Genomic DNA, 13,385 nt, shown 5'->3' on the forward strand with positions numbered 1-13,385 from the left:
TCTCAATCAGGTATTCTTATCCCGAACACAGGTTAATTATTCAAAAACTAAGCTTTCTACACAAAAAAGCGGTCAATTTTGCATGAAATATTCGTAATTTTTAAACATATGCTTTGAGAACATAAAATATTTGTTGATAAAATAAAATTAACGCCATAATGTATTGCTTACTGTCTGCTTTATATGAAAACAGCATATGTGTATGTTTTTTAGAAAATGAAAATACACAGACAAAATGAATGATAATAGCTTCTGAATGGTCATTTACAATTTTTTTTGTGAGCTTGCTTTCCTTTTGCAGTTTTATCTTTTTAGGAATTCTATTTATTATCTGGGATTTGTAAAAAAATCAGGATTTTTAATAAAAGCTTTATTTGTTACACATGTTTTCAAGGGGATATGCTTAGCATATTTAATGAATAGCCAATAAGAATAGTGTAATCTTATTAAGATCATGTTGTAAATATCTGAAATACAAAAACATGCATCAAAAATCTTGCGTTTTACGAAGCTGTAAGAAAAAGAAAAATCATCTTTCATACTATTTTTCATCACTTTGTTTAGTTTTGTGGGGATTTCTCTTAAGGTTGAATTTTAACCAACTGGTTTTCAGTTTGGTGGATTTATTTTTTTTAATTTTTTTTGAAAATATTAACATTATGTTTTTTGAACATAGGACATGTGTGAGCTCTATTTTAAATTTGTAATAGATCTAGTATGTTATTAAAAATAAAGATAGAATAGGATTAAAATGCTAAATAAAAAGGTCCATGTATTCAAAAAATGAAAATATGTGTCGATTGTCATTAAGGTTTAATATTTAAGTCGTCTGAAAAAAAAATGGAAGATGATCTTATGATATGTCATTAATAATTGGGAACTGAAATATCTGTATACGGTTAATTATTTAGAGTAAATGATTTCTAAAAAGGAGAATTTAGTTATAAAAACACATAAAATTTATGTATATGAAAAAAATAATATCATTAATGTTATTTGCCATTAATTTTCCTGTTTTTGCTCAGGTTTTGATTGGCAAAACGTCTGTTACAAACAGTTCCGTTTCATTGGAATTTGGATCTGATAATAGAGGACTTGTTCTTCCGTGGGTGACAAATACTACTTCAGTAACAGGAGCGGTTGATGGAACTATGGTTTATGATATTTCTGATCACAAGGTGAAAATAAAGTATACTTCTGGCTGGAACGACCTTAGTGTAGATACTACTGGTACAACAGTAGATTCTGTAACCGGAATTGACGGGATGATTATTCAAAACGCTGCAGTTGAAAATACTTCCGCGAAGGTAAGTGTCGGAATTCCAACCTCTGTTCCGGGAATTCTGGTTCTGGAAGATAGTGACAAATCAATGATTCTTCCTAAAACCGCAAGTCCTCATTTAAATATTATTAATCCATCCCCTGGAATGATAGTATATGATACTACGGCAAAAATGCTTGCAGTGTTCAATGGGAATATGTGGAGTTTTTGGCAATAATTTGTTTATCAATATAAAAGAAACAGTGCTTGATCAGTTGTATGTCTTAGAATTGATACTTACTTCTAAAAGCAAATGATAAAATAAATGCAAGACATTGAAAACAGGAAGATGTAAGTTTTCTCTTTGACTTGGGCTTATTATGTTATAAGATCCGAGTCCTTTCTTCATTATATTTTTAGGAGTCTTTTATAAATCTTATTTAATGTAAATGTAAATTTTTCAGTGATAAATTAGATGTAAGATATACACAATTCTCTATAAAAAATTAGAACTAATTTGAAAAACCAAACCTTTGATATTTGAGAAAATAAAAAATAGTCATATAAATATTGAATCTAAGATTTCAATAAAAAAAGAAATATATTTTTTTCATAGATTTTTAAGCGAATGGAGATATAATGATTTCGTTATTCTCCATTTTTTGATATTAGTGAAGCAACATTGTTGATTATTAGCATTTAATATCGCTTCTTTTTTGAATTTTATTATGATTCTTTTTGACTGATTTTTTTAAAATTACTCTTATGATAATTTTTTTTGATGGATAAAATAATCTAAAAAATAAATTAATAATTATGAAAAAATGTGTATTAATCTTAGGAGCTTTGATAATACCTCAAACCTTTTATTCGCAAGAAAAAGAATCAAAGATAGACTCTGTAAATATTTTCAGAAGAAGTAAAATAGAAATAGAAAGGACGGAGTTTCAAAGACATGCTCAAAGTACGGAGACTTTAAGCGAGTCTGAGCTTAATAGGAACAATTCCAGTTTTATTGAACAGAGTTTAGGTACTTTAGCCGGTGTTCAGGTAGATAAAAGAACACAATTGGGAGGGCAGAGGATTGTTATACGAGGATATGGAAATGATCAGAAATTTAATAATTGGGGAATCAAAAGTTATCTTAATTCTGTGCCGATTACAAATGCAGATGGAGTTACTATCTTAGAGGATATAGACTTTTCTTTGATCAATCAGGTAGAAGTTATCAAAGGTCCGGCAGCTACAATGTATGGAGGAGGAGTTGGTGGAGTTGTGCGTTTTTATATGAAACCTTCTACAGAAAAAGGGGTTACATTATCACAAAAATTTATAGGAGGATCATTCAATCTGATGCAGACAGCTACCAGAGTAGATGCTGTTACGGATAATAGTTCATTGATGTTTAATTATGGGCATATTCAAAGTGATGGATACAGGCCAAGAGGGAACAGTTTGAAAAATACGTACTCATTTTTAGGAAACTTTAAAATAAATGCAAAACAGGAACTTACTGTATATGCCAATCACACCAACTCTGATGAGGGTGTTACAGGACAGATTTCTTTTGATGATTATTACGCGGGAAATGACCCTGGAAACCTCGCTTATGCCAATAGAAATGCTGCCAATAATTTCGATGTAAGTAGAGCTACGGTAAGTCATAAGTGGAGTATTACTCCTACTATAACAAATTTTACCTCAATTTTTTATTCCCATCTCGATGCGAAAAGAGTTGCCGCGGGAGCCGCTGAAAACAGCCAGAATCCTAATTATGGCTTTAGAAGTGTATTCATGATTAATAATAAACTCTCTGAAGATTTCAGTAACACTATTGAAACTGGAGCTGAATATTCGTTTTCCCGCTCTCTGATTTCCAACTACAGATTTGCGGGTAAAGGGCTTGAGACCCAGCCTATCGGAAAAGGATCATATTTTAAATACAAAAACAATCAGCTTTCATTTTTTTTGGTAGAAAGACTTACTTATAAGCCTTTGGAAATGAGTCTTATCTTAGGGATCAGCGGAAATAAACTCGCCTATAATAGAGAAGACCTTTTAGCGTATCCGGGATTGGTTGCGGGATATAATAACATGAACCTGTCTTTCGATAAAAATTTTTCAACAGTCTTCAAACCTCATATTGCCCTGCAAAAAACATTCGGGAAACAGATCATAAATCTAAGCTATAGTGAAGGATATAATGCGCCTACCGCTGCAACAGCTTTTATTAATGGCATCAATAAACCTAATGATGATCTGAAGCCTGAAAATGCAAGGATGTGGGATTTTTCTGTACAAGGGTTATTATTTAATACAAAATTTGATTATCAAATCTCTGTTTTTAATATTGGAGTTACAGATAAGCTTACCCAGGTGTCCGGAAAAGACCCTGTTACAGGAGCCGCTTACACCTATTGGGCCAACACAGGCAATCAGAAAAATAAAGGAATTGAGACGAGTTTAGGATATAAGTTTGAAAATGTAGAAAGATTGATCAAAAGAATAGAACCATTCTTTAATGCATCCTATTATGATTTCAGATATCAGGATTTTGTTACAAGATTAAATAATAATGAAAAGAATTATATTCATAATCAGGTGGTGGGAGTTCCAAGGACAAAGTTTTCTCTGGGAGTTGATTTAGATATAAAAATGGGGCTCTATTTCATAAATACTTTAAATTATGTAAGCGATGTTTACACAGATTTTGGAAATACCAATAAAGTAAAAGGGTTTCACCAGTACAACGCAAAATTAGGGTATAAGCACCGTTTTGGAAAATGGGATTTTGATGGATATATTGCGGGAAATAATCTAACGAGCCAGATTAATTATACTTTCCTATTCTTAGGAAACAGTGTTAATGATAGTGATAGTGATTCTAATTATCCCGCTGGTGTGGCAACAGATGTAAGCCCGGGACCAAGTAAAGCCTATTTTTTTGGTGGATTTAATCTTACCTATCATTTTTAGACCCTAAAAAGAAAATTATATACTGAAAATTGCAACTACTATTTGAACGACTATCCAATAAAAAATTGATCAAAAAATAATAAAGAACAGTATTAATGGTTTTCATAGATTTAATGAGAACCCTTAAAAGTGGGATAGCACTGCGCATTATTCTTATAAAAATACAATTTATCAAATCTCACTTTCTAAGAGGTCTGTCCTTAATATTTTAAGTTTTCATTTACCATTTTAGAAAGCATACAATCAACAAAGCGTTTTTATGTTATTCTGGTAAACTAATGAAAAAGTCTATGTAGTAAGCAATATGATATTTTATTAAACATATAAAACCAATTTTATTTTGTAAAGTTTTAATAATAGAGAGATTTTTATTAAAACAAACAAAATTAAGATATAAAAGCGCAATTTTATGAAAAATTATTTATCAAAAATTCTCATTCTCATTCTTATTTCTGGAAATAGTTTCTACTATGCACAGAGCAATAAGGTATCAGAAAAGAAATATGAAACAGAAGAAGAGGAAGAAGATATCCGGTATGAGATTAAGCATAAATCTCTTCCCTGGTTTAAAAAAATGAAAGATGGAGAAGATTATTTGAAAGTTAAATCAAAATATGACAAATATTTTGGAAGACATCGTTGGGAAAAAAGTAAACCCAGAAATCTTAGTGAAAACTGGATCAAAACAAAACTATTTTATCTGGACGAGAAAGGAAAGGTGGTTCCTGAACCATTATTATTAGATAGACCAAAGATTAAGAATATTCCCTTGTTGACTACACAGACTGTAGTTGGCGACTGGACGATGATAGGCCCTGTGAATAGTGCAAGTACTGGTTATTCAAGTAAATATAATCATGGAGGATATGTTTATTTAACTCGAATTGATCCCACTGATCCTCAGAAAATATTTGTTTCTTTTTTGACAGGCGGATTATGGCGTAGTATAGACGGAGGAACAGACTGGACTTTGGTTGATAGTGGCTTTTCTGATTCTAAATATCTAGATATTGATATTTGCCAGGCTAATCCTCAGGTTGTTTATGCATTAAGTGATAGCCAGCTAATAAAATCCACAGATGGAGGGCTTAATTGGGTGGCAACAAGTATGAGTAAACCTACTTATACCGGTACTGCGTACGAGTTTGCAGTATCCCCAACTGATCCAAATATTGTTGTTGTCCGTTGGGGAACTTTACTTTATCGTACTACCAATGGCGGTACCACCTGGACTACTGTTCTTACAGGACTACCCAATTATGATTTATGGGCCGGAGATTCTTCAGTAATGAGTGACTGTCTGGAATGGGATCCTCAGGATGATAACGCAGTATATTTCTCTACCAGCAGCAATAATAATATTTTTAGAGTTTATAAGTCTTCCGATAAAGGAGCAAGCTTTACCCAACTTAGTTCAACAACCCTGCCTGCTACAGCAAACGGACAGACAGTTGGCTGGACGAAAGTATTTTTACCAACTAATAATACAAGCTCTTTTTATGTAGCCGTAGGTACGGGCTCAAGTGCATATGCTCATGGAGCAGTTCAGCTGTATAAATTTAATAAATCAGATGGAGCTACAGCAACGTCATTTCCTAAGATTAATATGATCCCGGGAACAGGAGGTATTAACAGCCTGCATCATGGAGATATACAGATAGACAGAGTAGATGAAAACAAGATTGTATATGGAACGTATGGACAGGATAATGTGATGGTTTCTACAGATAATGGTACAACTTTTTTAGAATCCACTGATATTACTCATGCAGATATTAGAAGTATAGATTTAGTAAATGGTAAATTATTAATCGGAAGTGATGGTGAATTGGCCTTGTCTAATGATTTAGGAGCTACCATAACTACTCTGACGAACAGTATCAGCAATCATGAGTTATGGGGATTTGGAAGCGCATTTAAAAGTAATGTAGTAGCATCAGGCAATAATCACGGTCCTGTTATGATTAAAGAAAATGCAAATGGATTTGACTGGTATAATGGTACAGGAGCAGACCAGGGAAATACAGATGTAAATCCCTTGGATGACCGTTATATTTATAGCCAGGGATATGATAATTACCGCTATTTTAGAACAGGTGTACATACCCTGATTAATGAAGATAATTTTCTGGATGCAGGAGGTATTTACGCATACTTTAATTCTATGGAATTTCATCCCAATAAATACTATACATTAATTACTCACCACGCAGGTCAATATCCTACCGGAAATGCCAATCTGGCAACATGGAAAAACTCTCTTATTAAGACAGAAAATAATGGTGATAATATATCAATTGTTAAGACATTCAATAATCAGGTGTTTAGAGAGAAAATCTCCATGAAGAATCCTAAAAATATGATTGTGGTAGAAGGATTAACAACCAATAAACTTTGGAAAACGATTGATGAGGGAGTTACCTGGACAGACATTACTCCTGGTACTACGGTTACTTCAGGGCCTAAGAATATTTCAGATATTGCTATTGGTGATGAAGATCCCAATGAAATCTGGGTTACCTATAGCGGCGTACAATCCGTATGTAAAGTTTTAAAATCTAATGATGGCGGAATTACATGGACCAATCTTACTTCCTCTGTTTTAACGACGTCCCCTATTACTAAAATCGTCTTTCAAAGAGGCTCAGATGGAGGCGTTTATGTAGGAAATAAGGCTGGGATATTTTACAGAAACGATACCATGAGCAATTGGGTGATGCTTGGGAATGGTCTTCCCATGTGTGATGTGCGTTTTATGTTCATCAATTATAATGAAAATAAATTAAAGATTGGTACTTCCAGAGGTGCTTTTGAGCATAATTTATATGAAATAAGCCCTCCTAATGCATTGATTTCTGTAAATACCAATAAGATAGCTTGTCCTGCGGTTAATCAAATGCTGTTTAAAGATTATTCAGTAGTCCGCAACGCAAGTGCCACCTGGCAATGGAGTTTTCCGGGAGGGACACCTTCCACTTCAACTGCTGAAAATCCTACTGTATCATATGCAGGAGCAGCGAATGGATTTTATGATGTTTCCTTAACCGTAACCGATCAGTATGGAACCAGTACACAAACCCTTACTGATTTTATTGAAATAAACAACCAGTGCGGTACAAGTGACCCGGATAAAGTTCCGGGTAATGCAGTAAGCTTAACAGGACAAACTAATGGTGATTATGTGAATATTGATAATCTCAACCTTAATAGAAATTCTTTTACATTCTCATGCTGGATCAAGCCTACCGGTATACAGCCTGATTTTAGCGGAATTTTCATGTCACAAGGTAATACCAATGCATTTGGAATGAATTTTATGGGAGGGAATAATACGATAGGCTTCCACCCAACATTTGGCTTTTCTTCCGGATTGCAGGCTCCTGCCGGGCAATGGTCACACGTGGCATTAGTAAGTAACGGGACTAATGTGAAAATATATGTAAATGGAGTAGAAAGGACAAGTAACACTGTATTGTCATCGGAAGTTTTCAACGCTATATTTTTAGGTAAGTATGGAAGAGGCAGATCTGATCGATTTACAACTTTGGAGATGGATGAGGTGGCAATCTGGAATAGACCTTTAACAATTGATGAAATCAGAAAATGGAGACATTTGACAAAAAGCATTGCGGGAGAATCCATATTAACAGGATTAGTATATTATCTTCAATTCGACGAAACTGCAGCTGCAGGTGATATTACACTCAATAAAAATAATACAAACACTTATGCAACATATAAGGGTACCGGTTATACAAGAGTAACATCTAATGTTCCTGTATTTGAAGGAGTAAGCGAAAAAATGAATATTAATTCTTCGGGATTGAAGGATTTTACAACAGCAGGAATTGCTATGCAATTTGCTACAGGAACTTATCCCAATGGAGATGTCTGGGTATCAAGAGGAACTATAAATCCCGATCAGGTACCCAATACGGATCCTAATTTTGGTTTTTATAGTATAGTAAATAATTATGGAGCCAACCAGACATTTACCCCTCTCACTTCATTATCATTTTACAATAATGCAAGCTTTGGAAATAATCTGAATGCTTCTGCCTACAAGTTATTTAAGAGAGCAGATAACGCTTTTGGAAATACCTGGGGAGCTAGTATTGATAATGCTGATAATATTTCCGGAAGTGGCCTCAATACAAAGGTTACTTTTAATACTGACTTAAATGTCACTTCATCGGGTCAGCTTGAATTAACGTATTCAATGATATCATGTTACCGTCCAAGAGCAACGGGAACTTCATTAGATACTCAATTCGGGATTTCTTCATTGGGAAGAGCCGGAACAAATAATGGTAATTGGCCTATGGTAAGAAAAGGAGCCTGGGTAGCTTTGGAATCAAAAACCAAAGGTTTTGTGGTGAATAGATTAACAACTACTCAAAAGAATGCATTAGTACCCGTAGAAGGAATGTTAGTGTACGATAAAGACCTGGATTGTCTTAGTATATATAATGGATCAGCATGGAAATGTTTAAATGTTCAGACATGTCCTGACTAGAATTTTAATCAATTGAATAGGGAATTGATTGTGCAAGTCTCAGTAATTTGACTACTTGTTTTTATTATGTTGTATTGGAGAAGTACCTATTTATTTCTCCAATCTTTTTCAGCGAGTTGAATCTCATTTTGTAAAAAAATATTAGATATATATTAAAACCATTAAGAAGGATTTAAGAAATAAAGTATAGTTAAGATGAATCATTCTGATTTTAAGCTTAAAGCAAAGCTTATCTTAATACTCTTAACACCTTAATACAGTCTTAATGGTTCAAAAACAAAAGTTTAATACAAATAATACAAAGTTAAATGATATGAAAACAAAATTTACAATACTCTTTTTTCTATTTTCACTTATTCTGGTGTCTGCCCAGACAGAAATCTGTGGAAATGGAATTGATGATGACGGAGATGGATATATTGACAGCTATGACAGTGATTGCTTCAGCGGCCCTGTTCCCGCATGCTTTTCAACGGCGTCATCCAACTCGTTTGGGATTCAGTTAAATATTCAGGGTGCGGCCAACGCATTGGATGTGTCTATGGCACCTACTCTTGGGGATATTGACAATGATGGAAAAGTAGAAATTATAGCCCCATTAAATAACAGTGCACAGGGATTTATTGTGTATGAGGTAAACGGCACCACACTCACTCAGGAATCTTACACATACAATATTTCTATGAATGCACCCGTGAACGGAACTGTATCGCAGCCAGCAATTGCCGATATTGATAGAAATGGTACTTCGGAAGTTGTCTGTGTAGGAGCTGACGGTTTCATTTATGTATTCAACTATACAGGTGGTACCTCAACAACCTTTAAATGGAGATCTAATCTGACAACTGACACCGTATTTGGATCGCCAAGAATTTCAGATATTGATCAGGATGGCGTCCCTGAAATCATTGTAGGGAATGATATATTCAGATTTACCACAGGGCTTACTGCTTTAAACAGGGTCGTACAAGGCAGTAATACGAATCCTTATGGTCTTGACAATGTTCCGGGATGGGGATCTGGAGATGTTACAGTAGTGGATATTCTTTCATCCAACCCCGGTAAAGAGATCGTAGCAGGGTCTGTGGTATATGGAGTAAACTTTACAACCAATACGCTTACGATTCTCAAAAACCTAAGTACTATTGCAGGAGCTGCGGTAGTTCCCAATAATTCTGATGGTCCTACTGCGGTAGCGGATCTTGACGGGGATGGTGATCTGGACATTGTGTATACCAGCAGAACAACAGGAAGAGTGTATGCATGGGATCCCCAGAATAATTTGCTGTTACTGAATGTGGCGGGAGGTGCAACCGGAAGGGCTGGTGAACCTACCATCGCTTACGTATATGATGAAACAACGAAAGGGTTAGGATATACCACGGATTTACCGGAAATTATTATAGTAAATACATCCATTGTAATTGCCTATAATCTTCAGTTTCCCGGGAATAAAAGAGTATGGTCCTTTACAACCACAGATACTTCCGGAGAGACAGGAATTACCGCATTTGATTTCAACGGAGACGGTGTCATGGAGATGATATATAATGATGAGACCCAGATCAGAATCATGAACGGAAATGTGAGCCCTCCTGTGAATCTGTCTACCTTTAACTCCGGAACAGCTACCTGGATGGAGCATCCTGTAGTAGCAGATGTAGATGGTGATAATCAGGCAGAGATGATTGCATTTTCAGGAGATACCAATACCGCTCTCAATGGAAGGCTGAACATCTTTAATCCCACTGCAGGAAATGTATGGCAACCGGCCAGAAAAGTCTGGAACCAGAGAGGGTATCATGTAGTCAATATTAATGATGATCTTACCGTTCCTGGTGTAGAATCATCAAGTGTTAAATTCATGCCTGCTGCTTCCACCAAATTCAAAACCTTAAATCAATATAATGTTCAGTTTAACCCAAATAATCTACGCTTAGAACCAGGGACTGTAGCGGCTACCGACGCCCAGTTTAATACCCTTACATTAAATGGGGCTGCCAATATAATGCAGGCGGGGATTTCTGTTTTGGGTGCTGCAGATTTGCCAAGTGGTACCCCGCTTACGATTTACAGGGGCAATCCTACCACTTCTTCAACTTCTGTAGTTGTTCAAACGGTATATACCACTGCAACAATCCCTGTGGGAACTACTACTACTGTCAATATTCCGGGAGTATTTATTTCCGGATATGATTATTATGCCATAATCAATGATAATGGCTCCAAACCAAGGCCCTTCAATCTTTCTACAGATTTTCCTTCTACAGGAACTACGGAATGTAACTATACCAACAATATGAAACGTATTACACCTGCTGAAATTGATACAGATAACGATGGCTCAGATGATGATGCAGATCTGGATATTGACAATGACGGGATTCTGAATACGGTAGAAAACCAGGGGTACGCAGCCTTCGGAGATGAAGACGGGGATGGAATTTATAATTGCCAGGATGTTGTAGATAATGGTACAGGAGATGGTTCTTCAACGGTGTATACCGATGCAGACGGAAATGGCGTTCCTGATGTTTATGACCTGGATGGTGACGGCATTCTTAATATCAATGATCTCGATTCTGATAATGATGGTATTTTAGATATATATGAGTCTGGCCAGACAACGGGTGTAGACGCCAACGGAGATGGTATATTGGATGGAGCAGTGGGTACAGACGGCGTGCCGGATTCTGTGCAGCCCACGCCTAATGGAGGTATTGTAAACTATACAATGCTTAATACTGACGGAATCGGGCAGCCCAATTTCATGGATTGGGATAGTGATGAAGATGGCTGTTTTGATGCCATAGAAGGAGATGAAACGGTATACTTGTCTCAAATTAATGCCAATGGAAGTATCAATACTACAGCCAATGGCGGGATTGATGGAAGCGGGGTGCCTCAGCTGGTAAATACCGGAGGTACAGCTGATATTGGAGGAGACTATGGACAGGGAACAGGAGGTGCTGCCAGTGCAGCCATTTATGCATGTATTTGCTACAATAATCCCAATACTTCTGGCCCTGGCATAGATACTAATTTTGGAATAACACTTCTTCAACGGGCAGGATCAGCCAATGGAAACTGGCCAATGGTAAGAAAATCAGCGCATATTGCTTTAGAATCAAATACCAAAGGCTTTGTAATCACCAGAATGACTACTACAGCTTTGGCAGCCATAACCAATCCTGTAGAAGGGATGCTGGTGTATGATACTACAGAGAAATGCCTTAAGATCTACGACGGCGTATCGTGGAAGTGCTTCAATATACCAACTTGTCAAAATTAAAATATAGTAGCTATGAAAAAATTATCAATTACTCTATCACTTTGGGTTATCCCATTGTTGATATCGCCGATACAAATATTTTCTCAGGTAATCATTGGTGATCAGGTGGGTACAGCGGCAGATAAAGCTTCAGTTCTTCTGGAATTTGCCAATACCAATAACAAGGGGATTATTGTTCCCTATGTAAGAACGCTCCCTTCTTCTCCTACGCCGGGTACATTACTATTGGATGCTAGCGATCCTGTGCAGGCCCGCTTTAAAGTATACAATCAAAATACCGTTACCGGGACTAATGGTTGGTTTGATTTAAGTGGTCAGAATGGTTCTGTTACCGCTTCACTAGTTGTGCAGCCAGTAGGAATAGCAGAAGCAGGGGCCAAAAAAGCCATTATTGGAAATGCTGCAAGTTCAGTAGATGGAGTACTGGTACTGGAATCACCCGATAAAGCGATGGTATTGCCTATTGTTACTGATGTCAACAATATCATAAATCCTTCGCCGGGTATGATGGTCTATGTGAATTTTTCACCAACCACCAAAAGGCTCGCGGTCTTTAATGGTTCTAAATGGAGTTTTTGGCAGGCACAGTAGTTTCCTGACTCTGCACAAGTTTTAATAGGAAAAACAAATACCAATTAGAATGATAATCCCAAGGCAGCAGAGCCTCACCTGAATATAAAATCACTGTTTGACCTAAACGTAAAAGTATAAACCATTCCAACCGAAAAGAATGTATGATAGTGTCACAAATGGTAGAGAAATTTCCTGTACCAGAATCATACTCGGCGGCTGTAATGGTTACAGAAAGAGAATGAAGGTGTAAAAACTCTTTATAAATTTAATCATACCCTGAACGGACAATCTAGTACTGATAATGCTGATAATATTCCTGGAAGTGGACTCAGCACAAGGATTACTTTTAATAGTGCTTAAATGTAACTTCGCCGGGTTAGTTTGAATTAACATATAATGATATCATGTTATCGATAAAGACTTGGATTGTTTAAATGTTCAGACATGTCCAGACTAGAATTCTAATCAATTGAATAGGGGATTGGTTGTTGTAAGTTTCTGTAATTTAAATACTTGTGGTTGATAGTGTTTTTGCAGATTAATGTTTATTATGTTGTATTGGAGAAATACCTATTTATTTCTCCAATCTTTTCCAACGAATTTAATGTCATCTTGAAAAAAAATAATAATAAAGCTGTTTAAACTTTTATTTTTGAACCATTAAGATGAAATAAGAGTTTAAGAGTATTAAGATAAGCTACGCTTTAAGCTTAAAATCAGGATGATTCATCTTAATTATTCTTTATTCCTTAATCCTTCTTAATGGT

Annotated in this window: 5 protein-coding genes; all 5 read left to right on the top strand. The window is 35.8% G+C overall.

Translation table 11 applies throughout. The annotated features are described in order from the left end of the window. Positions 1 to 968: 968 nt before the first annotated feature. Positions 969 to 1,499, top strand: a complete 531-nt coding sequence (locus ACKTTZ_RS17985; protein WP_407846245.1) for a hypothetical protein — start codon at positions 969 to 971, stop codon at positions 1,497 to 1,499. 578 nt (positions 1,500 to 2,077) lie between these two features. Next, a complete protein-coding gene (locus ACKTTZ_RS17990; RefSeq protein WP_407846246.1) occupies positions 2,078 to 4,237 on the top strand; it encodes a TonB-dependent receptor in 2,160 nt (719 codons plus the stop codon). Positions 4,238 to 4,646: 409 nt separating this feature from the next. Next, a complete protein-coding gene (locus ACKTTZ_RS17995; protein ID WP_407846247.1) occupies positions 4,647 to 8,753 on the top strand; it encodes a LamG-like jellyroll fold domain-containing protein in 4,107 nt (1,368 codons plus the stop codon). 313 nt (positions 8,754 to 9,066) lie between these two features. Continuing rightward, positions 9,067 to 12,045: an FG-GAP repeat domain-containing protein gene (locus ACKTTZ_RS18000; RefSeq protein WP_407846248.1), complete on the top strand. Its 2,979-nt coding sequence runs from the start codon at positions 9,067 to 9,069 to the stop codon at positions 12,043 to 12,045. Positions 12,046 to 12,057: 12 nt separating this feature from the next. Next, entirely contained in the window at positions 12,058 to 12,636 is a 579-nt protein-coding gene (locus tag ACKTTZ_RS18005; protein ID WP_407846249.1) for a hypothetical protein, read from the top strand. Positions 12,637 to 13,385 lie beyond the last annotated feature (749 nt).

The sequence above is a fragment of the Chryseobacterium sp. KCF3-3 genome (assembly GCF_045865955.1).
In the GTDB taxonomy this organism is placed as follows: Bacteria; Bacteroidota; Bacteroidia; order Flavobacteriales; family Weeksellaceae; genus Chryseobacterium.